The organism is Pyxidicoccus sp. MSG2, assembly GCF_026626705.1.
Classification (GTDB): domain Bacteria; phylum Myxococcota; class Myxococcia; order Myxococcales; family Myxococcaceae; genus Myxococcus.
In genome coordinates this window covers 660,636-686,339 of sequence record NZ_JAPNKC010000001.1, presented here as the reverse complement: position 1 = coordinate 686,339, position 25,704 = coordinate 660,636, and the positions used below count along the sequence as shown (strand labels likewise).

The 25,704-nt window shown below is 70.2% G+C and carries 19 protein-coding genes; 7 read left to right on the top strand and 12 right to left on the bottom strand.

Annotated elements, in window-relative coordinates; all coding sequences use genetic code 11:
- The first annotated feature begins 5 nt into the window (after window positions 1–5).
- Window positions 6–1,343: a serine/threonine-protein kinase gene (locus OV427_RS02895; RefSeq protein WP_267854587.1), complete on the top strand. Its 1,338-nt coding sequence runs from the start codon at window positions 6–8 to the stop codon at window positions 1,341–1,343.
- Between the two features lie 3 nt (window positions 1,344–1,346).
- On the opposite strand, the gene OV427_RS02890 is transcribed toward OV427_RS02895, so the two are convergent.
- Window positions 1,347–2,765, bottom strand: coding sequence for a sigma 54-interacting transcriptional regulator (locus OV427_RS02890; protein ID WP_267854586.1), 1,419 nt, complete (start codon window positions 2,763–2,765; stop codon window positions 1,347–1,349).
- Window positions 2,766–3,014: 249 nt separating this feature from the next.
- Complete coding sequence (locus OV427_RS02885; protein WP_267854585.1) at window positions 3,015–4,598, bottom strand: alpha/beta hydrolase family protein; 1,584 nt, start codon at window positions 4,596–4,598, stop codon at window positions 3,015–3,017.
- Window positions 4,599–4,791: 193 nt separating this feature from the next.
- On the opposite strand from OV427_RS02885, the gene OV427_RS02880 reads away from it, so the two are divergent.
- Entirely contained in the window at window positions 4,792–5,769 is a 978-nt protein-coding gene (locus tag OV427_RS02880) for a hypothetical protein (protein WP_267854584.1), read from the top strand.
- A 78-nt stretch (window positions 5,770–5,847) separates the two neighbouring features.
- Here the strand turns inward: OV427_RS02880 and OV427_RS02875 are convergent, their stop codons facing one another.
- Window positions 5,848–6,489, bottom strand: a complete 642-nt coding sequence (locus OV427_RS02875; RefSeq protein ID WP_267854583.1) for a hypothetical protein — start codon at window positions 6,487–6,489, stop codon at window positions 5,848–5,850.
- Between the two features lie 138 nt (window positions 6,490–6,627).
- Here OV427_RS02875 and OV427_RS02870 point away from each other — a divergent pair, with 138 nt between their 5' ends.
- Window positions 6,628–7,347, top strand: a complete 720-nt coding sequence (locus tag OV427_RS02870) for a TetR/AcrR family transcriptional regulator (RefSeq protein ID WP_267854582.1) — start codon at window positions 6,628–6,630, stop codon at window positions 7,345–7,347.
- A 3-nt stretch (window positions 7,348–7,350) separates the two neighbouring features.
- Here OV427_RS02870 and OV427_RS02865 read toward each other — a convergent pair whose 3' ends face one another.
- The 3 genes from OV427_RS02865 to OV427_RS02855 all read right to left on the bottom strand — a co-directional run bounded on the left by OV427_RS02865 (window position 7,351) and on the right by OV427_RS02855 (window position 9,673).
- Window positions 7,351–8,160 (bottom strand): metal-dependent hydrolase, encoded by an 810-nt coding sequence (locus tag OV427_RS02865; RefSeq protein WP_267854581.1) that lies wholly within the window; start codon window positions 8,158–8,160, stop codon window positions 7,351–7,353.
- A gap of 108 nt (window positions 8,161–8,268) precedes the next feature.
- Window positions 8,269–8,814 (bottom strand): hypothetical protein, encoded by a 546-nt coding sequence (locus OV427_RS02860; RefSeq protein ID WP_267854580.1) that lies wholly within the window; start codon window positions 8,812–8,814, stop codon window positions 8,269–8,271.
- Window positions 8,815–8,845: 31 nt separating this feature from the next.
- Window positions 8,846–9,673, bottom strand: a complete 828-nt coding sequence (locus tag OV427_RS02855) for a helix-turn-helix transcriptional regulator (RefSeq protein ID WP_267854579.1) — start codon at window positions 9,671–9,673, stop codon at window positions 8,846–8,848.
- Window positions 9,674–9,751: 78 nt separating this feature from the next.
- On the opposite strand from OV427_RS02855, the gene OV427_RS02850 reads away from it, so the two are divergent.
- The 3 genes from OV427_RS02850 (at window position 9,752) to dbpA (ending at window position 12,991) form a co-directional block, all read left to right on the top strand.
- Window positions 9,752–10,147: an MmcQ/YjbR family DNA-binding protein gene (locus tag OV427_RS02850; RefSeq protein WP_267854578.1), complete on the top strand. Its 396-nt coding sequence runs from the start codon at window positions 9,752–9,754 to the stop codon at window positions 10,145–10,147.
- 144 nt (window positions 10,148–10,291) lie between these two features.
- Window positions 10,292–11,491, top strand: a complete 1,200-nt coding sequence (locus tag OV427_RS02845) for a cyclic nucleotide-binding domain-containing protein (RefSeq protein ID WP_267854577.1) — start codon at window positions 10,292–10,294, stop codon at window positions 11,489–11,491.
- A 111-nt stretch (window positions 11,492–11,602) separates the two neighbouring features.
- A complete protein-coding gene (gene dbpA / locus OV427_RS02840) occupies window positions 11,603–12,991 on the top strand; it encodes an ATP-dependent RNA helicase DbpA (RefSeq protein ID WP_267854576.1) in 1,389 nt (462 codons plus the stop codon).
- 11 nt (window positions 12,992–13,002) lie between these two features.
- On the opposite strand, the gene OV427_RS02835 is transcribed toward dbpA, so the two are convergent.
- The 6 genes from OV427_RS02835 to OV427_RS02810 all read right to left on the bottom strand — a co-directional run bounded on the left by OV427_RS02835 (window position 13,003) and on the right by OV427_RS02810 (window position 23,418).
- Entirely contained in the window at window positions 13,003–15,114 is a 2,112-nt protein-coding gene (locus OV427_RS02835; protein WP_267854575.1) for a hypothetical protein, read from the bottom strand.
- Window positions 15,115–15,140: 26 nt separating this feature from the next.
- Window positions 15,141–19,571 carry a M15 family metallopeptidase gene (locus tag OV427_RS02830; RefSeq protein ID WP_267854574.1) on the bottom strand — a complete coding sequence of 1,477 codons (4,431 nt, stop codon included), beginning with the start codon at window positions 19,569–19,571 and terminating at the stop codon, window positions 15,141–15,143.
- Entirely contained in the window at window positions 19,568–20,740 is a 1,173-nt protein-coding gene (locus OV427_RS02825; RefSeq protein WP_267854573.1) for a hypothetical protein, read from the bottom strand. Before OV427_RS02825 ends, OV427_RS02830 begins: the two co-directional genes overlap by 4 nt.
- Window positions 20,741–20,746: 6 nt before the next feature.
- Window positions 20,747–21,841, bottom strand: coding sequence for a hypothetical protein (locus tag OV427_RS02820; RefSeq protein ID WP_267854572.1), 1,095 nt, complete (start codon window positions 21,839–21,841; stop codon window positions 20,747–20,749).
- 70 nt (window positions 21,842–21,911) lie between these two features.
- Entirely contained in the window at window positions 21,912–22,877 is a 966-nt protein-coding gene (locus OV427_RS02815; protein WP_267854571.1) for a LysM domain-containing protein, read from the bottom strand.
- A 130-nt stretch (window positions 22,878–23,007) separates the two neighbouring features.
- Entirely contained in the window at window positions 23,008–23,418 is a 411-nt protein-coding gene (locus OV427_RS02810; protein WP_267854570.1) for a hypothetical protein, read from the bottom strand.
- Between the two features lie 11 nt (window positions 23,419–23,429).
- Between OV427_RS02810 and OV427_RS02805 the strand changes: the two genes are divergently transcribed.
- A complete protein-coding gene (locus OV427_RS02805) occupies window positions 23,430–25,691 on the top strand; it encodes a protein kinase domain-containing protein (protein WP_267854569.1) in 2,262 nt (753 codons plus the stop codon).
- Window positions 25,692–25,704: the final 13 nt, after the last annotated feature.

The following is a 25,704-nucleotide window of genomic DNA, read 5'->3' as shown; positions in this document are numbered from 1 at the left end:
GCAGGGTGTCAGGCGGAGAAGAGCCACTCTACGGTGAGGAGCTGGGTGCCGGTGCCCTGGTCGGGCACTGGGTGGTGGAGCGCGTCCACTACCGCGGGCCCGTCTCCACGCTCTACCGCGCGAAGGACATCCGCACCGGTGCGCCCGCGGCCCTCAAGGTCCTGCACCCGCAGTCGGCCACGGCCACCATCGCGCTGCGCCGCTTCCGTCGCGAAGCGGCCACGCTCCAGCGGTTGAGCCACCCGCACATCGTCGAGGTGCTCGGTCACGGGGAGCTGCCGGATGGACGGGCCTTCATCGCCATGGAGTGGCTGGAGGGCAGGGACCTCGCGGCGGAGCTGGCCGCCAGAGGCCCGCTGTCCGCGGACGAGGCGCTGGAGGTGCTGGAGCAGGTGGGCGCCGCGCTGCGGGCCGCGCATGGAGCGGGCGTGGTGCACCGCGACTTGAAGGCGCAGAACGTGGTGCGCCTCTCCGCGAAGGGCGAGGCGCTCCACGTGAAGCTGGTGGACTTCGGCGTGGCCAAGGGGCTGACGCCCGACGCACCCGGAGCGTCCACGCTCACGCATACCGGCGTGGCGCTGGGTACGCCGCTGTCCATGGCGCCCGAGCAGATTCGCGGTGAGCCGCCCGATGCGCGCACGGACCTGTACGCGGTGGGCGTGCTCCTGTTCCAGCTCGTCACGGGACAGCCGCCGTTCCTGGGCGCCACGCGGCACGAGGTGGAGGAGCAGCACCTGCACGCGCCACCGCCGCGTCCCGGAGAGCGTGCGCCCGTGCCCGCGGCGCTGGATGCGGTGGTGCTGCGGTGTCTCGGCAAGCGGCGCGAGGACCGCTACCCGGACGTGGACGCGTTGCTGGAAGAGCTGCGCGTCGCGGTGCGCGGCGGGCGGGCGCCGGCGCGGGCGGGGTACGCGGTGGCGCTGTACGCGGAGGCCCGGCTCACGGGCGCACCGGACGCGGTGGCGCTGGAGCGGCTGGACGCACTGCTGGAGCAGACCGGGAAGGCGGCGCGGGACGCGGGGCTGGACGTGAAGGTGGAGGGGAGCGGCTGCGTGCTGGCCCTGGCCGCGCTGCCGGAGGACGAGGCCCGCGAGCGCGCCCTGCGCGAGCGGGTGCTGGCTTCAGCACTGGCGCTGGTGATGGACGCGGGCAGCCCGGGTGCGGCGGGCGCGGTGGCGCTGGCCGTCACCGTCCACGTGGCCAACGCGGGACTGCTGCACCTGCCCGGCTGGGTGGCGGAGTCGCCGGGCACGGGGCTCGTGGTCACCGAGGCGGCGTTGAAGGACCTGGAGCCGGGCTTCCTCACGGAGCCCGGCGACGGCAGGGTCACCGTGCGCCGCTGAGCCTCACGGCTTGATTCCGTGCCTGCGCAGCAGACGGTACAGGTGGACGCGGTCCATGCCGGCGGTGACGGCGGCCTGGGCCACCTTGCCCTGGTGCTTCTCCAGCAGGGCCCGCAGGTAGCGCCGCTCGAAGTCATCCACCATGCGGCGGCGCTGGTCCGCGTAGGGCTGCGAGGGGTCCACCTCGGGCGGACCTCCGTGCAGGGCCTCTTCCTCGGAGAGGTCCACCGCCTCCTCGAAGACGAGGCAGCGCTCCAGGTAGTTGCGCAGCTCGCGCACGTTGCCCGGCCACGCCGCGTGCCGCAGCCGCGCGATGAAGTCCGGCGTGCGCAGCGCGGGGGTCCGCTCGCGGTCCGCGCCCAGCAAGTCGAGGATGCCCTCCACCAGCATGGGCAGGTCCTCCGGCCGCTGGCGCAGGGGCGGCAGGGAGATGCGCAGCACCGCCAGCCGGAAGAACAGGTCCGAGCGGAAGCGCCCCGCATTCACCTCCGCGCGCACGTCGCGGTGCGTGGCGGCGATGAGGCGCACGTCCACCGGCTGGTGCGTGTTGCTGCCCACGCGGCGAATCTCCCGGTTCTCCAGCACGCGCAACAGCTTCGGCTGCAGCTCCGCGGGCAATTCGCCAATCTCGTCCAGGAACACCGTGCCGCCCACGGCCTCCTCGAAGGCGCCCACGCGGCGGTGCAGCGCGCCGGTGAAGGCGCCCTTCTCGTGGCCGAACAGCTCGCTCTCCAGCAGGTGGGCGGGGATGGCGCCGCAGTCCACCACCAGGAAGGGCGCGTCGCGCCGGCGGCTGGCCTGGTGGATGGCCAGGGCCGCCTGGCTCTTGCCCGTGCCCGTCTCGCCCTCCAGCAGCACCGTCACGTCGCGTGCCGCCGCGCGCTCCATCATCGCGAAGCAGCCACGCATGGCCACCGACGCGCCCACCAGCGTGCCGAAGCGCGTGCTCTCCGACAGGGGCAGCCGGTTGCTCTCCGCGCTGAAGTCGAAGCGCAGCACCACGCGCCCCAGCCGCAGCAGGCTGCCGCTGCGCAGCACCCCCTCCACCACCTGCACGCCGTCCACGATGACGCCGTTGAGGCTGTCCAGGTCCTTCACCTGCGGCCCGCGCGGACCGATGCGCACCTCGCAGTGGAAGCGCGACACGGTGGGGTCATCCAGCGTGAAGTCGTTGAGAGGGTGCGAGCCCACCGAGCACGTGTCCGCGGTGGATTCCCACATCGTCCCCGCGCCGGGGCCCTCCGCCACGGTGAGCCGGAAGCGGCGCACGGTGGAGGCGTCGTAGGCCCGGCGGGCATGCTCGTACGGCAGCGTCACGTGGAGTGCTTCGTCTCCGCCCTCCTCGGCCTCCTGCGTCCAGGGGGGCTCGCCCTTCGCGTCCGGCGAGGAGGAGGGGGCCCGGGGGCGATCCAGTGCTGACATGCAATTCAAGATATCACGGCCCCCGACCCGCAAGGCCGCTCCGCTGCGGAACTGCATGCGGAGCCCGGCACGGCGGTGTCCAGCCGGCCAGGCTCCGCGTCCCCCCTCGGGACAATCCGTGCTGGATTCCGGTTGCAGCACGCGTGCCGCGAACCGCCCAGAGGGACGTGCTCGCCGCACGTCACCGCACGTAACGGATTGCGACACAACGGAGCCTCGGGTTGTGGCGCCCGATGTTACAGAGTTGCATCAAGGCGCGTGGACGACGAGCTCCACCTCCGGGGCCTGCGCGGAGGGGCCGTCCAGCAGCGGGGCAGGGTGCCCGCGCAGGTGCTTGTCGAAGAAGGCGAGCACGTAGGTCTCCGTGAGGGCGGACGCGCGCGCTCCGTCGAGCGTCCCCAGTTGGTAGGCCTCGGCCTTCGTGTTCGGCAGGTAGTGCCGCAGCAGCGGCAGGAAGAGCCCCAGGTCGGTGAAGGAGAAGTGCCCGGCGCCCTGGAAGCTCACGGCATAGCCGGTGGCGCGGAGGTGCTCGAAGAAGCGGGCACGGCTGCGGTCGACGGCGGCCTCCTCGCTGTTCATCACCAGGAAGGGGACGCGGACCTCGCCATCCAGGTCGCCGAAGAACGTCCCATCCATGTTGAGCCCCGCCTTGACGCGCGCATCCGTGCGGCACGCCTCTCCCGCCGTCGAGCCGCCGAACGAGTGGCCGAACATCCCCACGCGCGAGAGGTCGAGCCGGCCGGTGAAACGCCCCTGGTCATCCGCCTCATCGAGCCGCACCAGCTGGTCGAGCACGAACCGCGCATCCGCCGTCCAGACGTCCTGCACGCGCCGGTTCAGCGCGGGGTCCGCCGGAGAGATTTCGACGACGTCACTCACCACGCGGCCATCCGGGAAGACGAGCGGGCTGCTGCTCCGCGGATGGGAGATGGCCGCCACTACGTACCCGTGGCTGGCCAGCTCCTCGGCCACGCGCGAGCTGAGCGCGCTCGCCGAGCCATAGCCGTGCGACAGCAGCAGCACGGGGAAGCGCTCCGAGCCCTCGGGCAGGGAGGCGCCACGCACCGCGTGCGCGAGGACGAAGCCGAGGACCTGGGGAGGCAGTCCCCCCAGCGTTGCGAACAGCTCTCCTTCGAGCGGTTGGAGGAAATACGGCGCGGGCTGCGCCTGGGGCCGCGCCACGGCCGGATACCAGAGGCGCACCTTCAGCTCGCGCCAGTCACCCGGCTCGGGCGTCAGCGACTCCTCGCGCGAGGTGTCGGTCCAGGCCTGTTCGAGCGTGCCCACCGCGTGGGGGCCCGTCGGCGTGGGAAGTTGCACCACGACGTGGTGGACGTCATGCACCGCGTCCTGTGCGGAGAGCGCCGCGCCGCTTCGCGTCCTTCCCCGGAAGACGACCCGATGCGTTTCCGGCGTCAGCACGCCCGCCTTCTTCAACGCGGGAACGGAGAACGTCAGCACGGCGTCGAGACGGCCATCTCCGTCCACGTCGCGCGCCGTCGCGGCCCCGAGCGCCTGGACCTTCGACTCCTCCTTCGCGTCCCAGAGCGTCGCCTCCGCGGGGTCCAGGTCGCTCACGTCGAGCCCTTCGGCACCGAGCAGCGCCACCTCGATGTTCCCCGTGCCCGACACGTCGAGGGCATTGGGATTCACGCCGGGGAGCACGTCGAGGGACGCGTTGTCGACCCGGGTGTGCGTCGGGAGGGAGGGCGAATCATCGGGAGGCTTCGTGTCGTCTTCGTCGCAACCCGTTCCGGCCAGCAGGCTCCACGCGAGCGCGAGCGCCGCGCTGACTTCCTTCAGGGGACGACGTTTCGACACCCACGTACGCATGCTCCCTCTTCCTGGCGGCGCGGCCGCCGGCTCTCGCGGACGCGGGGGGAACACCGCGGCCCGTGCGCGGTGTCACCGCCACGTGCACGAAAACGCGGTGCGGCATCTTCGTGACGGGCATGTCACCTGCTCGCGTGGCGTCGGGAGGATCTGCTTCACTGCCGCTTCCCCCCACACCCCAAGAGGAAGACCGATGCGCTCGCCGCTCCTGAAGTCCTGTCTCGTGATGCTGATGGCCGTGGCCACCGCGTGTGGTGGTGTCTCCGAAACCGGCGAAGCCCCGACGTCGCCGGTGGGGGAGAGCACGCAGGCCGTGCTCTATCCGCCGGCCGCGCCGACCAGCGGCAACATCCTGGACAGCACCACGTACATGGGGCGGGTCAACGTCCCCGGCTCCATCCAGGCGCAGTACACGACCTCGCCGCAGTACTTCTCCATCAGCTTCCAGGTGCGCCCCAGCTCCACCGTGAAGCTGGAGGTGACGCACCTGGGCAGCAGCATGTACCTGGACACGGGCCTGTTCCTGTACGGGCCGCGCCAGGCCAATGGCAGCTACGGCACCACGCTGCTGGCCCAGGACGACGACTCCGGCTACGGCGAGCTCAGCCGCATCTCCTCCGTCAATCTCGCGGGGGGCGAGTACCTCGTTGTCGTGAGCAGCGGCTCCGGCGTGGGCAAGCAGTTCCGCCTCCAGATGGACTGCCTCGCCGGCGGGTGTGTCTCGGCGCCGGCCCCGTCCGGGTACGCGCTGCAACTCCAGGGGGAGGCCCTGACGCCCGCGCTCGAGGAGACGATGAACGAGGACGTCTACTGGGGCTGCGAGGGCGCCTGCAACGGCTGGCTGACGGCGTACCACTTCCCGTGGCCGTACACGGACCAGCCCACGCTGGCCATGGCCACGCGCACCGTCGAGCAGCAGGCGCACTTCCAGACCTTGGGTTACCAAGGCACCGGCACCTTCCCGTACGCGAACCTGGAGCCGCGGCTGCTGCCCATCTTCTCCACGTATGACGTACCGGAGCAGCTGCTGGCCACGTACGGCAACGGGACGGAGAACGTGCAGGTGGCGTCCTACGCCAGCCCGGTGCAGGGCTCGGACTTCAACCTCTTCGTCATCCTGTTCCCGGAGTCACGCAAGGTGCTCGTCCTGGAGCAGGAGCACTTCTGGTGAGGTGACGGCGTTACGGGTGTCTGCCGCCTGGCATCCCGGCGCGAGGCCGGGTGCCAGGCGAGGCGAGACGCTCGATTCTCAGAGGACGACGAGCAGGCCCAGAGAGGCCGTGGGGTACACCGTGCGCAGCTCCAGGTTGCCGGAGCGCACATCCAGCTCACGCACGTCCGTGAAGGTGAAGCCCGGACCCACGCGCGCCGACAGGCCGATGCGGCCCGAGCCCGGCTGCCACATCAAACCCGCCGCGGGTTCCAGGAACGCCGTCGTGGTGGCGCTCTCCGAGGGGCCCTTGCCGGAGCGGCCCACGAACTCCTCCATGCCCACCGTCAGCCCCACGAAGGGCTTCAGCGTGCCGTTGGCGAAGGCGCCCACGGTGTAGCGGCCGTCCACGCCCACCGCGTAGTTCAGCTTCACCTCGCTGGCGCCCACGCCGTCGAAGCGCGTCTTCGTTCCCAGCGAGTTGCCCCACTGGCCGGCGCGCCCCATCAGGCCGAAGGAGAACGGCCCCTCCATGGAGGGCGCGATGTCCAGGCGCACGCCGTACATGGACCCGTCCAGCGCGGGCGGCGACACCTCCAGGAGGACCGCGCCCCGGCGCTCGCGCTCCCGGCCGGGAATCTGCTCGCCGGAGTCGTCCGCGAACGCGGGCGCGGCCAGCAGGGGAACCATCATCAGGACGGCCTTGGACACCTTCACGACATTCAGGGACGAGACGCTCATGGCTTTCCTCCAGGCTTTAGTCGTTCGACTAAATTAGCTACACGACTAACTAAGGCCGCTGACGCGTGTTGTCAAGACGGCCTGACTGGGGGGCGGGTGTCCCTTGCGGGCCTACATCGTCTGACCTATGGGAATGGCATGGCCCGTCCACGCAGTGGCTCGAAGACGCCTGCCTCCTCGCCGGAACCCGACGCCCGGGAGCGGCTCATCACCGCGGGGTACCGCGTGCTCTCCGAGCGCGGGTACGACGCGGCGACGGTGAAGGAGGTGGCGCGCGAGGCCGGCGTGAATCAGGGCCTGGTGCACTACTACTTCGGCAGCAAGGACGCGTTGCTGCTGGCCGTCGCGAAGGAGGCCCGCCAGAAGTACATCGACGAGCTGAAGCGCTTGCGCCAGGAGACGCCGCACGAGCAGCTCGCCGCCGCGAGCTTCGCGTGGGGCGAGAAGCTGCTGAAGGAGACGCCGGAGCAGTTCCGCGTGCGCTACGAGCTGTTCGCCATGGGGCTGCACAACAAGGAGTTGAAGCCCGCGGTGGCGGAGATGCTGCAATGCGTGGGCGACGAGGTGGCGCTCACCGTGGCGGCCGTCCGCAATGGCGAGGGGGCGAAGCCCGAGCCGCTGGACTACCACTACGCCGCCATCGTCAAGGCATGCGTGGACGGGCTGTCGCTGCACCACCTGCTGGACGAGAGCTTCGACCCCGCGCCCGTGTACGCGCTCTTGAGCCGCATCGTGCTGGAGAGCCAGGGGATTACGAGCGGGAAGAAGCCCCCGGCGCGCAAGACGAAGGGGCAGGCGCGGCGGGGGAAGGTGCCCTCACCGCGCCGGGTTGCTTCGCGCAAGCCGCGCTCCCGCTGACGCTCAGAGCGTCGTGGGCTGCCCGGGCGTGAGGAAACGCACGCGCTTGTCACCGGGGAAGGCGGCGCGGACCTCGGGCTCCTCCGCGAGCGGCTCGAAGGTGCCGAAGTGCATGGGGATGATGAGGGACGGGCGGAAGTACTTCTTCACGGCGAGCGCCGCCGTCTTCGGATCCAACCCCCAGCGACCGCCACCGGTGGTGAGCAGGATGATGTCCGGGTGGTACAGCTCCTGGATGAGGGCCATGTCCCCGAAGAGCCACGTGTCGCCCGTGTGGTACAGCGAGCGCCCGTCGGCGAACGTCACCACGTAGCCGAGCGGCCGGCCTCCCGGGTCCGTCGAGTGCATCGCCGGCACCGCGTGCACGGTGACGTCACCCAGACGGAACGAGCCGCCCACGTTGACACTGTGTTGCTGCGCCTCGGGAATCTTCATGGCCCGGAGGTGCTCGCCGGTGCTGACGACGAGCGCGCCGCTGAGCCGGGCCAGCTCGGGCACGTCGGGCGCGTGGTCTCCGTGCGCGTGTGTCACCAGGATGGCCGCGGGCTTGTCGCCCTCCCGGCCGAAGCGGGTCAATTCCTTCCATGCGGCGGGAGTCTTCGGGTTCTCCGAGAGCCACGGGTCGATGAGCAGTCGCGTGCCTCCGGGAGAGACGATCTCGAAGGCCGCGTGTCCGAGCCACGTCAGCCGAGGGCCACCGGAGGGCCGTGCCTGGGGGGCACCCTCCGCCGGCTTCGGAGCCTGGGCGAGGGTGGGGGCCGCGAGCAGGCATGAGGCCAGGAGCAGGGAACCAACAACAGGATTGCCACGCATCGTCACTCCGCGTCGAAGACGCCGCGCGGGAAAGGGTGCGCGGCGAGGTCCTGGACGGGAGGAATAGAGGGGAGGGAGCGGGGCGCGCTTGGGCGTTATTGACCGGGCTCAGCTCACCGTGAGGATGTAGTTCTCGTCGTTGTTGTCCGGGGTGATGGTGATGGCACCGTTCGGGTTGGTGAGGGTCACCGTCTGCGTGGTGATGCCGTTGGCGATGGCGTAACACTGCCACTGCTGTGCGGTACTCACGGAGGTGTTGTTGTGCTCGTCCACCACGGTGACGATCTGCACCGGCGAGCCCGGCTGGGTGATGGTGAACTGCACCGGGTTGCGCCAGGTGTTCTCGCACACCAGCGCGGAGGGCTGGCTGCCGGAGGACTGCACGAGCCGGAAGTCGTAGATGCCGCCCTCCGTCAGCACCTGCGCGATCAGCGTGGCGGACGTGGCGTTGAAGGAGAGCGTGTTGGACGTGAGCGAGAAGTCGCCCATCGAGGTGAAGGCCTGTACCTGGTAGTTCGTCGTCGTGGGGATGGAGGCCTGCCCACCGGCGTGGACGCCGATGCGGGCAATCTGGTTGTTGCCCTGGAACAGGCGGAACTCCACGGTGGGGACATTGGAGGCGGGGACGTTGTTGACGAGCTTGATGGCGGACATGCGTTGCTCCTGGGCTGACGGGAAGCAGCCGTCACTGGCACACGGCCCGGGCATATTGTCCCGGAGTGAGACCGACGATGCGCTTGAAGTGCCGGTTGAGCTGGCTCTGGTCGTAGAGGCCCACCTCGGCGGCGACATCTCCGGCCGCCATCCCCTGCGACAGCAGTGTCCGGGCCCGCGCCACGCGCAGGTGCGTGACGTAGTCATGGGGTGGCAGGCCGAACTCCGCGCGGAACACGCGCAGCAGGTGGAAGCGATTCAGGCCCACGCCGCTGGCGAGCGCGTCCAGGCCCACGTTCTCCGTGAAGCTTGCGTGCAGGCAGTCCCGTGCGCGCAGCGCCGCGGGCCGATGCGAAGCACACCCCTCCGGAGGCGAGCGCTCCGCATACTCCGTGAGCAGCGCGTCGAGCGTCTCCGTCAGCAGTGACTCGCACTCCAGTCGGTTGGCGGAGCGCCGCGTGAGTGTCGTGTGCAGGGCCAGCGCCGCGGCCTCGCAGCGCCCCGTGCCCCGGCTCAGAACGACACTCAGGTGGGGGGAGGAGGGGAGGCCGAGCTGTCTCGCGGCCTCGTCCACCAGTCGGGGCGCGAAGGCCACGGACTGTGCCGTGACGGGGGCATGCACGTGGACATCGCGGTGGACCTCACCCGGCTCCTTGAGCTTGAGCTGCCTTCCCGGGCCATGCGTCCACACGCGCTTGCGGTACCAGAAGTCGAAGGCGCCCGCGTGCGTCACGGTGATGGCGTACTGGATGGAGTGGCCGGACCACAGCCGCGTGTCGTCCTCCACGCGCACCACCTGCACGTCCGGCAGCAGGGGAGGGCGCCAGAGGGAAACGGTGGGGACCGGGACGCTCCGCATGTGCAACAGGGTAACGAATTTCCAAGCTCCCGGCACGGCGGCCATGCTTGCCTGGGGCCAACGAGGAGGCGCGGCACCATGGCGACACGGGGCAAGCGGAGCACGGCGCGCAAGGGCAGCAAGCCGGGGCTGACGTTCGATGCGGTGCGCGAGCTGGCCCTGGCGCTGCCCGGCATGGAAGAGAGCACGTCCTACGGCACGCCCTCCTTCAAGGTGCGCAAGAAGTTCATCGCGCGACTCCACCCGGACGGAGAGTCCCTCGTCCTCAAGGTCGACCCGGAGGCCCGCGAGGTGCTCACCCGCGCCGAGCCGGAGACCTTCTTCATCACCGAACACTACGCCGGCTACCCCGAGTACCTGCTCGTCCGCCTCTCGAAGGTCCGCCGCGAAATGCTCGCGAAGCTCGTGGAGGAGGCCTGGCGGAAGTCCGCCTCCAGACAGCACCTGGAGGCGCGGGCGAAGCAACCCAGATGACGCGCCCGGGCGCGTCGCTGTCTCCACGCCAACATCCGTCTCCTTTCATGTTGGGAAGACCCCCGCGCCGACACGTGATAACGACGCGGGAAAGCGCCGGGGCCGGCGTAGGCTGACCGGTCTGACCGGATGGGGAGGCAGCACATGGCTGGAGCGGCAGGTGGCCAGGGAGAAGGCAGCGGGCGCATCAACACGCCCGCCGAGGGGGCCTTGAGGGCGGTGCGGTCGCTGGTGGAATTGCAGGAGACGGACCGCGCAACGCAGCTCTACGAAGAACTGGGCGCCGCGCAGCGCGAGCGTCTGCGGCGCGAAGCCGCCCAGCGCCCCGTCAAGGAGCGGCGCGGGCTGGTGGAAGTCCTCCGGCGCGCGAGGGACTTCCTCGGCGCGGCCCGGTTGATGGACGGAGACGGCGAGGACGCCACCGTCGCGGACCTCTACGTCCAGAGCGGCCAGTACCTGGAGGCCGCCGAGGCGTACCTGCGTGCCAATGAGTCGGAGCGCGCCGCTGCCGCCTTCGAGCGCGCGGGCGCACTGGAGCGCGCGCTGGACGTGTACCGGACCCTGGGCGCGCGCGAGTCCATGGCGCAGTGCCTGGTCCGGCTGGGCCGGCCCTTCGAGGCGGCGGACCTCTACCGCGAACTGGGCCAGGCCCACGCGGAGGTGGAGGCGCTGGGCGGGGTGAAGCCGGAGGACTCGCGGTACGTGGATGCGGTGCTTCGCACCAGCACGCTGCTGGACGCGGAGGGCTTCACCCACCGCGCGCTCGCCGTGCTGGCGGATGCGCTGAGCAGCTCGGAGGAGGCGCGTGCCGACCCGGCCCTGGTGACTGAGAAGGCGCGCCTCTTGCGTCGCATGGGCATGGAGGCGGAAGCCGAGGCCATGTTGCTGCGCCGCGCCGCGGGTGCGTCCGCTCCGGCGGCCAATGGCTACCGCTTCCTCAAGGCCATCCCCATCTTCGGCGAGCTGTCGCTGGAGGACATGAAGGACCTCTACCGGCTGGCCCGGCAGGTCGTCATCGCCCCCGGCACGGTGCTGCTGGAGAAGGGCACGCAGGGCACGGGGCTCTTCGTGCTCCTGGACGGCACGGTGGAGGTCTTCACCGGCCCCGAGTCGGACGCCCGGCAGCTCAACACGCTGGGGCCCGGCGAGTACCTCGGGGAGATTTCCCTCGTGCAGGACGCGTCCGTGTCGGCGCACGTCCGCGCCCGCACGTCCGTGCGGGCGCTGCGCATCAGCCGCACCGACTTCGAGCACTACCTGGACACGCACGAAGCCGCCGCGCTGCGCATCTACCGGCTCTTCACGCAGAACCTCGCCGCACGTGTCCGCGCCCTGAGCACCTGAGTCGCGTGCTCAGCGGGCGATGTAGAAGTTCTTGAACAGGAACTGGAATTGAAAGGAGTCCTAAATCGGGCCCGCTGCTACAAGGGCCCCCTTTCTTCATTCGAGGCAGAGATGGACTTCGCCGCGCTCCCGCTCGCACCGCCCCTGCTCCAGGTCCTGGAGGAGCTGGAGTTCAAGACCGCCACGCCCATCCAGGCGCAGAGCATTCCCGTGCTCCTTCAGGGGCAGGACCTCGTGGGCCAGGCCCAGACGGGAAGCGGGAAGACGGCGGCCTTCACGCTGCCCATCCTCCAGCGGGTGCGCCTGGGAAACCGCCGGCTCCAGGCGCTGGTGCTCTGCCCCACGCGCGAGCTGTGCGCCCAGGTGGCGGGGGAGATTCGCCGCCTGGCCCGCAGGCTGCCGGGACTCCAGGTGCTCGTGCTCGCGGGCGGGCAGCCCATCCGTCCCCAGGTGGACGCGCTGGAGAAGGGGGCCCACCTCGCCGTCGGTACGCCGGGCCGCATCCTGGACCTGCTGGACCGCGAGGTGCTGGACCCGCGCACGCTCGCCACGGTGGTGCTGGACGAGGCGGACCGGATGCTCGACATGGGCTTCCGCGAGGACATGGAGCGCATCCTCTCCGTCACCCCGGCGTCGCGGCAGACGGTGCTCTTCTCCGCGACGTTCCCCCCGGACATCGAGGCGCTCAGCCGCACCTTCCAGAAGAAGCCCGTGCGCGTGACGGTGGAGGAGGCGGCCGGCACGGCGCCGGACATCCGGCAGCTGCGCTACGACTGCGCGGTGGAGGAGAAGCCGGAGCTCCTGGTGCGCATCCTCCGGCAGTACCAGCCGGGCTCCGCCATCGTGTTCTGCAACCACAAGATTGAAGTCTCGAACGTGAAGAAGGCGCTCACCGAGGCGGGCATGAGCGCGGACGGCCTCCAGGGGGATTTGGAGCAGTTCGAGCGAGACCGGGTCATGGCGAAGTTCCGCAACGGGAGCACGCGGGTGCTCATCGCCACGGACGTCGCGGGGCGCGGCATCGACGTGGAGGCGCTGGACGCGGTCATCAACTTCGATTTGCCCCAGCAGCCGGAGCCCTACGTGCACCGCATCGGCCGCACGGGGCGGGCGGGCAGGGCGGGCCTGGCCATTGCCCTCATCACCCCTCGCGACACGCGCAGGCTGGACGACATCGAGCTCACCACCGGCGTGAAGCTGGAGCGCGCGGACCTGGAGGCCCTGCCGTCAGCGGACCCGCGCAACGCGGTGAAGCTGGAGGCCGCGTGGGAGACGCTCTGCATCTCCGCGGGCCGCAAGGACAAGATGCGGCCCGGAGACATCCTCGGGGCGCTGACGGGCGAGGCCGGAGGGCTGAGTGCCTCCGACGTGGGGAAGATCGAAATCCAGGACCGCCTGTCGTACGTCGCCGTCGCGAAGCGCGTCGCGAAGGTCGCGTTCCAGCGTCTGAGCGAGGGACGCATCAAGGGGCGCAAGGCCCGCATCGAGCGGGTGAAGTAGCGCCCCCGGCCTCACGCGCCCGGCTTCTTCCAGTCAGTCTTCGCGGCGTACAGGAAGAGCGCCTTGCGCCACTCGTTGCGCGTGTCCTCCTTGTTCTGGGGCTTGGTCCGGCACTCGATGGAGGCCTTCGTCCAGTTGCGGGCCTTCACCGCGGCGATGAGGTTCGTCCACTTGGTGGGGACGGACGTGCCCACGTTGTACGTCACGTCGAGGATGCCGCGGCGCGCGGACCGGGGGTACGTCTCGAAGTCGGGGAAGCCGCTCTTCACGGCGGGCAGGAACTCCTTCTCGTAGCGCTCCTTCGCCAGTTGCTTGATGTACGCGTCGGTGAGGGCAATCTTCGGCCGCTGCGCGTACTCCGTGTAGAAGAGCTTCGCGGGCATGGCCTTCACCTTGTTGAAGGCCTCGGTGATTTCGGCGGCCGTGGCGGCCCGGCCCGCGTCCATGTTCTGGAAGGGGTGCGTCTTGGCGGCAATCTTGTCGCCGACGGACTTGGGCTCGATGTGCTTGAGCAGGTTGCCCGCGCCCACCGTCACCCAGCCCTCCGTGTCCAGGTACATGTACGGCACCACGCCCTCCCAGGCGATGATGTCCAGCCACATGTCGTCGAAGGTGATGGGCGTCTTCGGGTCACCCACCTCGGGGCCGGGCGCCGGAGCGACGGAGACGCCCCGTTTGCGCCGTGTCGGCTTGGGGGGCCGCGTCGCCAGCGTGGTGGCCTCCTCCGAGCAGACCCACGGCGAGTCCACGTCCCAGGACAGCTTGTCGTCCTTGAAGGGGGAGTGCTTGTTCTCGTCGAAGTCCAGGTAGGGCTGCACGGGACCCGGCTTGCCCTCGCGCGTCGCCGCCACCAGCGTGACGATGGCGTAGCCCCTCGGCTTCGCGACGGTGGAGCTCTGCGCCAGGTTGATGCCCCAGTGCCGCTCGCCCAGGTGGGCCTCGAAGATTCCGTCCGCCCCGAGCTGCACCCGGACGGTGGCGGTGCGCTTGTCCTCCGCGTGGGAAGTCGCCGCGCCGGCCTGGGCCGTGGGCATCAGCGGAGAGAAGGGTGTGGCCGGCGTCATCAGCGGCGACGGCGTCATCAGCGGCGTGGCCGTCCCCGGCGGGGGCGCGGCGGGCTCCACCACCGCCACCTCCAGCAACAGGCGCGCGCGCGGGGCCACGCCGACAATCTTCCCGTGGACCTCCCAGGTGCCATCCCAGGACAGGTCATACTCGACGCGCAGCTCCTCCAGGTGGGGCTTCGGCAGCTTGAGGAAGTCCTTGTCCTCCAGCAGCAGCGTCTGCGGGCCGCCGGGGAGGCTGCGGCCCCACAGCTCCCAGCCGAACTCGTAGCTGCCTTCCTCCTCGTCGCCCACGTCCGCGAAGCGCTCGCAGGTGTCATCCGTGAAGCCGATGGCCCAGTCCACGCTGCTGTTGCTGAGGAACATGGCAAAGCCGGCGGGCGCCCACCGGTGCGTGAAGGCATACCGGCCCGCGGCGGACGGCACCTCGCCGGAGCCCTCGTCCAGCTCGACGACGCGCAGCTCCAGGTCCGCCTTGTTCAGTACGGACGCGAACTGGGGGACGAACGTCACCAGCTCGCCGATGCGGATGTTCTCACCCGCGGGCTTCTTCGGCTTGATGGCGCAGGGGTTGTTGAAGCGGATGGCCGGCGCGAGCTCGGACGCCTCCGCGTGGGGGAAGCGGGGCGTGACGGAGTAGCCCAGCAGCCCCTGGTTGATGAGCTTGTGCGCCACCAGGTCGACGACGGGCGTCTTGTTGTCGACCAGGATTTGGAAGCGCCCGTTGGCGTCGACCTTCAGTTGCGCGTTGCCCACGGGCACGCCCAGCGGCGAGCCCGTCCCGTGTTGCACCAGCCAGGACAGCTCGCACGGCAGCGTCACGCCGGGCTCGAAGTTCACCGCCTTGCCGCGGATGGGCACGTCGATGAGCAACGCGCTCGGGCTGTTGAGCTGCTTCACGGCGGCGGGGTCCGGCGTGTCGAACTGGAGGGACGTGCGCGGCACGAGCACGAACGACAGCGCGTCCCGGTAGCCCGCGCTCACGTGGGTGGCCTCGGTCTCCTGGGGCGCGGTCCACGTGGGCGCGGCACCGTTCTGCTGGGAGTTCTGTGGGGGCATGGTTCGGGAGCGGCTGTGCGCCGTGGCTAGAGGCCCAGTTCTTCAACCGTGATTTGCGGCGTGGTCGGCTCGTCGAGGACGACGCCCAGCACCGGCCGGGGCGCGCCCGCCTTGTCCGGCCGACGGCGCCAGGTGAAGCGGAAGGGGCCGCCGGCCTTCTTCAGCGCCGTCTTGGGGACGGACGCCTCGAACACCCCCAGCTCCGTGCAGCGGCCGTAGGCCGGGTCGCCCGGCGTCTTGTAGCGGACGGCGCTGTTGACGGTGGTGTCCTCCACCCACTGGCTCGTGGCCGCGTCCAGCTTCTCGCAGAAGAGTCGGAAGTCCGCGTCGGTGGGGATGAAGTGCCCCTTGCCGGTGAAGGCCAGCTCCTTGGCTCGGACCTCGTGGGTGAGCGGCTCCAGGCGCGGCTCGACCTTGACCTCCAGCGTCACCGGCGGGGGCGGCGTCAGCACCTTGCCGGCCTGGGAGACCTCGGCGGTGAACTTGAGCGGCCCGCCCCACATGGCGGGGATGCGCGCGCCCTGCGCGTCGACGAGGGGCCAGTCCGCCTGGAGCACCGTGCCCACGCGCTTGCTCTGCGACGCGCCCGCGAGCTTGAAGAGGGGCTCGCCCGCCTTCCACTGATTGGCGTCTCCGTGGAGGGGCACCTCGGTGCGCAGCTTGTTGCCGCCCATCTTGAACTGGATGTCGCCGAACTCGAACCGGGCCACCGGGGGCAGGCTCTTGTCCGCGATGACCTCGAGGAAGTCGTTGCCACACGCGGCCTTCAGCTGCGCCGCCGACGCGGTGAACACGTCCGCCACGCCCTCCACGGGGGCGAGCGTCCCGGACTGGTGGAGCGCGTGCCCGGTGTTCGGGACGATGAAGCGGGGGCGGACGTGGAGCGTCTCGCCGGCCGTCTCGCCGTTGAGGGCCTCCGCGGCCAGCCGTCCCAGCGCGGGGGCCGGGTCGAACTCGAGCAGGAGCACGCCGGTGGCCGTGGTCGGCGGGTGGTAGGTGATGCGGATGGCCACCTCGGTGTCGTCGCGGGTGATGGTGAACAGCCCGGGCGGGTCCGAGAGTGGCAGCAGGGCCACCTTCTCCATGAGCGTGTTGAGTGCGGCGGGAGTGCCCAGGGAGGGGCCGACGAGGAGCGAGGTGCCGAGGGTCGACAGATACTGCACCCTGAGCTGGAGGTCCTTCCCCCCGGGCGTCGTCGGCTTGCACTTGTCACGCAGTTGCTGGAGCCGCAGTGCCAGGGGGACGGCGAGCTGGAACTTCGCCTCGTTACCATCGAAGATCATCCCTCGGGTGGGATGCTTCAGGAACTCGTTGAAGGAGAAGTTCGGGGTGACCTTCGGGTTGGTCCCCTTCTTCTCCACGCCCACGATGAAGTCGTTCTTGTACTTGAGCCCGCCGGCCGTCGTCTCCTCCGGGGGGCGCTGCGCGACGACAGGCACCGCGAGGGTGGCGGGAGTCGGGGGCACGTCGGCCGGAGGCTGTCCTTTCGGGGGCACCTTCCAGTACTCGAAGACGACGTAGCCCGCGAGCGCGACGGGCCAGTTGTCACTGACGACGAAGCTGCCGGTGGTGAGCGGGCGGAACGGGCCCTGCTTGGAGGCGGCCTTGACCTGCTTCGTGCCGAGCACGAAGGGCTGCCCGGTGAGCACGGGCTTCGGCACTTCGAACGTCGTCGCCTGCGTCTGCGCGGGCGCGAAGCGCTTCTCGTCCGCTCCCGTCGCGTAGACCTCCCACTGCCCCCATGAAGGGATGCGGATGCGCGCCCTCGCGACGCCCTCGTCGTAGGGGGCTCGGCACAGGACGCGTGGCGGACCCGCGGCCCCGTCGCCCTTCGGGGCCAGCCAGAAGGTGACGTGGGCGCCCGTTGTCCCCTCCGTGGTGCCGTAGCCGTGCTGCACGAGGACGGCCAGCACCTCCAGGCCGGACAGCGCAGTCGACTGCCTGGAGAGCAGCCCCAGGTAGAGCGGCTTCTCGTTGCTCTCGTCGCGCTTCAGCGTGGCGGGAGGCCACTCCTTCTTGAGGGCGATGAGTTCCTTCTCCAGCAGCAGGTCCACCAGCCACAGCGCCGTGACGGGGTGCATGTTGACGATGGACGCATCCTCGGGGAGCCGTCCCGCGTCCGCCCCGAAGAGGCTCTTCTGCTCGGCCCCCAGTACGGGGACCTCGCCGAACGGGTCCTCCTTCGTCGCGGGGCGCGCCCACCAGCACAGCGGCAGCAACTGCTTCTTCAGGCGCTCGACGCTGAAGTCGGGGTCGTCCTTGAGGTGCTCGAAGAGCTTCGCCTCGTCGCGCGCGGCGAGCTGCTCGCCCAGGCCCTTGGGGGTCCACTCGTTGAGGTGGTCCAGCACCAGGTTGCGCCAGCGGTGGCCCGCGGCCTTCTGGAAGAGCTTCGTGCGGCTCGCCAGTCGCTTTTCGCGGAGCACCTCCGGTGCCACCTCCACCGGGTCGGAGAAGAAATCCGCGGACCAGAGCGCCAGCGCGTCCGCGTCCGCGGGCACGTTCAGCGTCACGTCCAGCTTGGACTGGTTCTTCGGGTTGAGGGGGATGACCTCCTTCGAGAGGGGCTTCCCCGCCTTCTTGTAGAGGACCTCCAGGGTGCACTGCCGGCCCGGGGTCCCCGCGAACTTGTGCTTGTTGTCGAGCGTGAGCGGGAGGGGCCAGGTGAACGCCTTCTCGCGGGCGGCGTCCGCCGAGAAGAACTTCGTGCCGTCGTTGAAGTACTCCTGGAGCGTCCGGCCGTACTGCGCCCGCTTCAGCGCCTTGACGACCTCCACGCCGGTGGAGCCGAGGATGGTGTCGACCTCGTTGTCGGCGCCCGGCGCCCCGTCCGAGGGCATCTGCAGGAAGTTGTCCGGGCGCTGCTCCTTGACCTCGAGGAGGAGCTGCTTGAGCGCCGGGTCCTGCTGGGCGAGGAAGTGGAAGCCGCCGTCATCGCCGCTCAGGGAGAACAGCTCCCAGTGCAGGTACCGGGGCGGAGGCGGGGGCGCGCGGTTCGTGGTGGCGCCCGCCGGTTGGGGAACGGCACGCCCCTTGGAAACGAAGCCGACGATGTCCCCCGCGGCCACGGGGAAGAGGGGACGGTCGAAGGTGACGACGGAGCCCTTCTTGAGGGACTCGATGGCCTCCTGGACGTCCTCGGGACTGGGCTTCGTCAGCGCGAGACTCTGCCCGTTCTTCTTGCCGGTCAGCGGGTCGGCGCGGTCCTTCACCTTGAAGGTCTCCGCTTCGGGGTCGAGCGGCTCCTGGGACCAGAACGTCTTGCCCACGTCCTCCGTGGTCGGGTCCAGGTTGACCACCGCGCCGTGCTGCAACTGGAGGAACGCGGCGAGCCAGGGGGCCTTCTGGAACTCCTTGTCCTGCTCCGCCCCGCCGCCCCACTCGGGCGGGGCCAGGTGCATGTAGAGGCTGTAGAGCGGGTGGACCTCCTCGGAGGGTTGGCCGTTCTCCAGCGCCGCGAGCTCGTGCTTGACGAGGACGAAGCCCAGCGGCCGGCCCTCGGTGGCCTCCAGGAGGAACGGGTCGTCGCCTTCCTTCCCCGGCGTCAGCAGCCGCGCGGCCACGACGTAGCCGGGCATGGCCGCCTTGACGGGCACCAGCTCCTCGCGCGAGTCCGGCTCCAGGTGGAGGCCCGCGTGGATGTTCTGCTGCTTGCCCAGCGGGAAGTAGCCGCCGGCCCCGCCCTCGTTGAAGAAGTAGTACTTGAGCGGCGACTCGCGGCGCTGCATGTCCGCGCCGAACGGGTAGAGCACCAGCGGCGGCGCCTCGTCGGAGATGCCGACGATGCTGGAGCGCTCGTACTCGAAGTGCATGTAGTCGTGGTAGTAGCCGCCCCAGTAGAAGCCCAGGCTCTCGAAGATCTTCACGACCTTCTGCGGCATGTCGAACGGCTTCGCCTCGTCGTAGTCGTTCGTCCCCCAGTTGATGTCGATGGCGCTGCCGAAGGCGTGGTTGGAGAGCAGGTTCTTCTTGGCCGTCTGTCCCTTGCCGTAGGGGATGACCTGGTCGAAGGCCTGGTTCTTCAGGTCGCGCTTCGCGAACTCGATGTTCCAGGCACCGCCGACACCGGCGTACTCGCCGCGGCCCTTGAGGGCGGCGTGGACGCTGTCGTTGAGCATGTAGCGGAAGAAATAGCCGCCAACCTCGTGCAGCACATAGGGCAGCCGGGCCGCCTTGATCTTCTCGAAGGCCGTCTGGATGAGCGGCGCGAGCTTGCGGTTGACCCGCACGTTGATGGATCGGCTCTTGTCGGGGCCGAAGCCCACCACGGGCACGCTGACGATGTTGTTCGCCTCGAAGCCCTCGACGAGCGGATTGCCCAGCAACCGCGTTGTGTTGGCGAACTTCTTGTTGCCGTCCGTGCTGTACAGCTCGCGCTCGAAGGCCGGGTCGCCGTAGAGGGCCCGGACAGCGGGCTTGGTGAGGCACTTGTGTGACGGTTCCTGCAAGGGATAGCTCATGGCGACCTCGTGTCGACGAACTTGCCCTGCCGCCACTTGCGCACCGAGGTGCGCTCGCCCTTGTCTGGCACGCTCACCACGAGTTCGGGGATTCCGTCCTGGTCGACGTCCTCGAAGTCCGTCCGGGGCGTGTTCTCCGGGTCACCGCCCGGCAGCCCGCTGCCGTTGGTGATGTCCTGTTTGAAGACCACCTTCTTCTTGCGCACGTCCAGGGCACGCCCCTGGATGGAGTTCACTCCGTTCAGCGTATAGGCGTGCTTGAGGAAGACGACTCCCGGCGCCAGGGTGTACACGCAGGTGTCGACATGCCGGTCGTGGTCGCACACGTGCTCCGAGGTGTCGGTCATCAGGTTCTTCATCCCGTCGCAGGACATGACGGTGACTTTCTTGGTCAGCTTGCCGTTCTTGCACTGCGTCTGGGAGCCGGCCAGGAGCACGCCTTCCTTCTCGACAATCCACGAGGCGGCATCGATGACAGGATTCTTCCCGCGGGCCACCCGGCTTGGCCGGCACTTGGGTGACTCGGGCACCAGATACGGCCCCAGGGTCGTCAGGACGGAGCGGGTGCTGGGCATCTCTCGCTCCATCCGCTTCAACGCCGCTTCGGCTTCCTCTGGGTCCTCGAACCTGCCCACCGCCGTGAAGACGGTGCCCTGCCCGCCGAAGAGGAAGCGGCTTCCGCGGAGCTCATAGGGATACATGGGGTCGGAGGGTCTGAAGGGCGTGAGCGGCTTGCCATCGTCCTGCCGCTCGCCCTGCACGATGATGAGCGCCTGGCCATCCACCCAGTCGGCATCGCAGGGCGACTCGGCGTGTGCCGTTGTGGGCGCGCTCGAAGGCGCGGGAGTCGCCGCCACGGGGCTGCTCGGAGGCGGCGTCACGGGAGCAGGAGGCGTCGCCGCGGGCGTTGCCGGAGCTGCAGCGGGCGTGGAGGCCGGGGGCGTAGCGGGAGGGGTCGCCTGGGCTTGCTGAGGCTTCGGCGCGCCGCAGTTGCCGCCATCGCAGGCCGCCGCGCCAGAAGCCGCTGGCGGCTGCGAGGCGTCCGCCGGAGTGGGGGGCGTGACACACGCCAACGTCAGCAGGGTGAGGATGGCCGGCCACGCGGGGCGTGGGAGTCCGGCGGACCGGAGGGAGGCACTGCCAGCGTTCATGGGGATTGTCCCGCTCATGTTCGGCTATTCCATTCGCTCGAGGACGGTCAGCACGCCGCCGGGGCGGGTGCGCGTCAGCAGGAAGGTGGCCATGTCGACCGCGCTGCCACCCTCGGGGCTCATGCTGCGATCCACGACGGCATCTTCGACGCCGTCACCGTTGAAGTCTCCCATCGCCCACAGCGCCAGGATGCCCGACACACCGTTGCCCTGGACCCGGAGGGTCCCCTTGCGGTCGGGGTCCGGCTCGAAGCGCACCTTGCGGTCGAGACTGCTCCACGTCCGGCCCTCGCGGCCGGCCTGTGCGCGCTCCTCGTCCTCGCCGGGAGCGAAGGCCGGGGCGAGGTCCGCCGGAAGGACATTGCCGAGCGCCTTCGTGGAGAAGAGGTCCCGGACGTAGCTCACCCGCGAGGGCCGGGCCTGCGTCACCTTCTTCAGCGCACGGCAGCGCAGGAGCCGCGCCCGGGCGGGTTGGATTTCAATCGTGGCCGTGACGTCGAGGTCATCCAGCGCCACGCCCTCTGCTTCGGTGCAGCGGTCGATTTCACGGTCGCTCCGCTGGGGGAGCCGCCCGTCGCGCAGCTCGAGGACATGGGGCCACTCGCGCGTCAGGGCCTCGGGTGCCTCCGTGGGCGAGGAGATGAGGAGTCCCGAGAAGAAGACCTGCACCGGGAAGCCGCCCTCTCCCTGGCAGAGGCCCCGGTTGTGGACGATGGCCTTCGCCACGCGAGACTGCGCGTCGAGCTCCGCGGGCGCCTCGTCGAGTACCTGCCGGCACACCTCCGGCTGACCGGCGCGCAGCGCGGCCAGGCCGAGGTCGGACACCAGCCAGCCCCGGTCCGTGGCGTCCAGCGCGCTCCAGCAGGACTCCTTCACCTGACGCAGCAGTCCGACGGCTTCCGCGTACCTGCCGTCGCGGTAGAGCGCCTCGGCGCTCCGGCGGCTCTTCGTGAACTCCGGCTTCGAGCAGCGCGTGGGGCTCGCGGAAGGCTCCGCCGCCCGGGCTGATGCAACGGGCACCGCCGCGGAGAGGACCAGCACACAGGCGCGCAGCCAGCGCGCGCACGGCGCGAGCGCACGGGTCGAGCCCGTCGCCCTCCGAGTCCTGTGCGTCGTCATCCCCATTCGAGTCACCTGGCGCGATTCTACGTTCCCAGCGGCTCTCAATGCCCCCCGGCGCCCTCCCGCCTCAGATGGAGAAGCTGAAGGGCTGCGGCCTGCGGGCGCGCTTCACGCGGAGGATGTGGCTCTGGTCCACCGCCAGCCCGCTCAGCGCCACGGGGCGGGGCACGTAGAGGATGCCGGGGTCGTCGTCGCGGCTGAACACGAACTTGCCGCCCTCGTCCTTGCGCGTGCAGCCCACCGAGATTTCCAGGCGCTGCTGAACCTCGGCCGGGTCCGTCGTCTCCCAATTGAACTGGGAGAGGTCATCCGCGGTGAGGTCATACATCTCGGCAACGCTGTCCATCGTCTCGCCGTCGATGACGCGGTGCTCGGTCACCTTCACCAGCACGCGCTCCGAATTGGCCTTGGACTTCGTGCCCGTCTTCGCGGGCTTCTGGCCGGACCACGGGCCGCCGGTGCGGACCATCGCCACGCTGTTGCTCAGCGTCGCGCCGTCGATGAGGGACAGCACATCGAAGTTGCCCCTGGGCACCTTCTCCAGGTTGACGTTGCCGTCGGCGTCCGTGGTGACTTCCTTCTCCGTCTTGTCCGCGAACAGGATGCGCAGCTTGATGCCGGAGATGGGGCCGTCGGAGGCGTCGTCCACCACCTGCAGGCGCAGCGTCACGTCCTCGTCGGGAGTGACGGGCGGCTCCTGCTTCGGTATCTCCTCCGGGAAGGCGGGCGCGCCGTAGCGCGCGGGCGGCGGCGCCAGGGCCAGCCGCAGGTGGCCGAAGGAGAGCAGCGTGGCCGCCTGCTTCACTACGTCCTCCGCCGTGCGCGTCGCATGCCGGCCCAGGGGGCCGTGCGCCTGCACCAGCGTGCTCAGCGTCCTCAGGTTTGACTCGTCCTGTGCGAGCTGCCGCAGCCGGCGCTCCAGCGTCCACCCTCGGCCGGCATCCAGCGGCTGGCAGCCTTCGGGGAGTGGGTCATGCAGTGCGAGCAGGAGGTACTCGCGCTGCCCTTCTCTCAGGCGTTGATGAAGGAGCATTTGGAAGCTCGGGCCGAAGCGATAGGACGCAGGCGGCTCAACCAACCGGATTGAGCCGGACGGAAAACTTCGCAGCTGTCAAATATCCCACAGCGCTTCGACAACTGTCCATCCCGTGAGGTGTGGCCCTTCAGGGCATGGAGGACGATGTGGGCTCGTGCTTCAGGGCGAGCGGGCGCACGTCCTGCGGCAGGTGCTGGAACACCTTCCCGGGCTCCTCGAAGAGCCTGTGCGCGGAGTGCTCGAACGAGACGCGTTGCATCTCCGGTGCGCGCAGTCGGGCGTGCCACTCGTTGGTGAGCTTCGCGGACACGCTCAGGGTGTGGGCGCCGTGGAAGCGCACGATGGGGCATCGCAGATCGGAGACGTCGTGGATGCTCCAGCGCTGAATCCGGGGCCACGGCCGCGCGAAGCTGTCGCCGAAGGACTCCCCGTCGGGGGGCCGTGCGACGCGATACCGCTGGAGGTCGGAGCCCTGCCTGCCGGGTAGGGCGCTTTCCGGGCGTGGATCATTGGCGCGAGCGACGCCGGGGGCTAACATGCGCGCGCTAAATGGCCATGTTGGGTGGCGCCGGAGAAGATCCCGATCGGGGGAGGCGCATCGGAAAATACGAGATCCTCACCCGCCTCTCGATGGGCGGCATGGCGGAGCTCTTCCTTGCGTTCACCTCGGGCCCCGGCGGCTTCCGCAAGTTCGTCGCGGTGAAGCAGATCCTCCCGGACATCAAGAAGGACGAGCAGTTCGTCAAGATGTTCCTCGACGAGGCGCGCATCACCGCGGCCTTCTCGCACGCGAACATCGGGCAGGTGTTCGACCTGGGCGAGGAGGGCGGTGAGCTGTACCTCGCCATGGAGTTCCTGCCAGGGCAGAACCTCGAGCAGGTGGTGAAGGCCACCGCGCGGCAGGGCTACGCGCTGCCCATGGGCTTCATCGGGCGCGTCATCCGGGATGCCTGCCTGGGCCTGCACTACGCGCACCACTTCACGGATCCGTCGGGCCGGCCCGCGGTGGTGGTGCACCGCGACGTGTCCCCGAAGAACGTGATGCTCACCTACGACGGCGTCGTGAAGGTGATCGACTTCGGCATCGCCAAGGCGCGCGGGCGGCTGGGCCGCACGCAGGTGGGCACGGTGAAGGGGACCAGCGGCTACATGTCCCCGGAGCAGGTGCGCGGCGCGCCCCTGGACGGCCGCAGCGACCTGTTCTCCGTGGGCGTCATGCTGCACGAGCTGCTCTGCGGCCAGCGGCTGTTCAACGGCCCGCACGAGGCCGCGGTGATGCTGCAGATTGTCGAGAGCGACATTCCGGCACCCCGCTCCATCAACCCGGACGTGCCCGAGGCCCTGGAGGCCGTGGCGCTGCGCGCCCTGTCGCGCGACGCGTCCCAGCGCTTCACCAGCGGCCGGGAGATGTCGCGCGCCATCGAGGCGGCGCTCGGCTCGGAGTTGTTCGACGAGGACGGCATCACCGCGGTGATGGGTGACCTGTTCGCGGACAAGCGGCAGAAGACGCGCACGCTCCTGGAGCTCGCCAGCAGCGCGGAGGACGCGCGCGTCAGCGAGGTGGCCGGCGCCCTCCAGCAGGACGACGGCGGCGGGGACAGCGCGCCCACCGCGCAGGTGCCGGCGAAGCGGACGCGCCTCGCGCCCTCCGTCCCCACGGAGAGCGCCACCCCCACCCGTGCTGGCAGTGGGCCCAAGCCGGTGCCCCAGCGCCGTCCCACCGAGGCGGCAGCCACGCGCGTCGCCCCCGCCAGCAGTGGCAGTGGCCCCAAGCCGGTGCCCCAGCGGCGCCCCACGGAGGCCGCCGCGCCCACCCCGCGCCCGCCCCGGCCCGCGCAGGACGCGGCGCCCATCACGCGCACGCCCCGGCCCCGCCCCGCGCCCCGCCAGGAGGCGCCCGAGGCCGAGGCCGCGGAGACCTTCGACGAGCCCAGTGATCTGGCGACGCAGCGCTTCCGCACGCGGCCTCCGCGCCCGGGTGCACGCCCGGCGGCGCGTGCGGCCCCGCGCTCCGACACGCCCATGGAGACGCCGGCCGCGCGCCCTGCGTCGCGCTGGGTGGGCCGGCTGTTCCTGCTCGCGCTGCTGGGCGGCCTGGGCTGGCTCGCGACGCTGCCCATGGTCCGCGCGCAGTTCGTCCCCGCCTATGAGTCCGCGAAGGCCTGGGTGAAGGCGGAGCTGGACCCCGCGCCACCGGTGGACCCCGCCGCCAGCGGGGCCTGGCCTCCGCCCCAGAAGGCAGGTCCTCCGCCGGGCTTCCCGCGCGGCGTGGAGGAGACCCCGCCGGCCACCGAGCCCGCCGTGGCCGCGGACACCGAGGCCCCCGCCCCCAGCGAAGAAGGGCAGGGGACCCGTCCTGACTCCAAGGCGACGCGGTCCTCGCCCGGCCGCAAGGCGAAGGACGGAGCCACCGCTTCGCGAGAGCCCTCGGGCACCGACACGGGCAGGACGGTGAAGCGCGCGCGCACCCCGGCGGAGGCGGCTGCCCCTGAGCCCGTCACCACGGTGACGCAGAATCCGGACGACGTGGGTGAGGTGCTGGACACCAGTACGCCCAAGGGGGCCGCGAAGGCGGGGCTCGGGTGGCTCACCCTCCAGACGGTGCCTCGCGCCGCGGTGTTCGACGGGGCCACCCAGTTGGGCACCACACCGTTGCAGAAGATGCCGCTGCCGGTGGGCACCTACCGCCTGCGCGTGGTCGACCCCACGGACGCGGAGGCTGCGAGCAGGCTCCTGTCCGCGCCCGTCAAGCCGGGCGAGGTGACGAAGATTCAGATTCGACTGGCGGACCTCCCTCTGTACAAGGAGTGACCGCGTCCTTGAC